1 rRNA gene is annotated in these 480 nt (G+C 57.2%); it reads left to right on the forward strand.

The features are described from left to right. The first annotated feature begins 349 nt into the window (after positions 1–349). A 5S ribosomal RNA gene (rrf, locus tag AC1DBX_RS20660) occupies positions 350–466 on the forward strand. The last annotated feature ends 14 nt before the right edge of the window (positions 467–480 follow it).

Here is a 480-nt window from a genome sequence, read left to right on the forward strand (position 1 = left end):
TGAGAGGCCCCCAGCCAGACCACTGGGTTGATAGGCCGGATGTGGAAGCGAGGACTAACGACTCGTGAAGCTGACCGGTACTAATAGGCCGATAACTTACACCACACACTCTTCCCGTGAACGGATTCAAAAGACGTTCACACCATGGGAAGRGTACAAAGAAACAAGACTGCTTGCGTCCACTATGTGGTTCCCAAACAACAAACCCGTCACCGACGGCACGTTGCGACAGGAACAAAACCACAACAAAATAACAACACCACACCTGCGGCCAAGGCCGCAGCGAACATGTTGTAACCACTAGTTTTCCCCACCCCCGCCAACAGCGGGCCGGTGGCGGAGCAAGGGTTACGGCGGTCATAGCGTGGGGGAAACGCCCGGTCCCATCCCGAACCCGGAAGCTAAGACCCACAGCGCCGATGGTACTGCACCCGGGAGGGTGTGGGAGAGTAGGTCACCGCCGGAACACCATTAACGGTC

The sequence above is a fragment of the Arthrobacter sp. 10N44_2 genome (assembly GCF_056394385.1).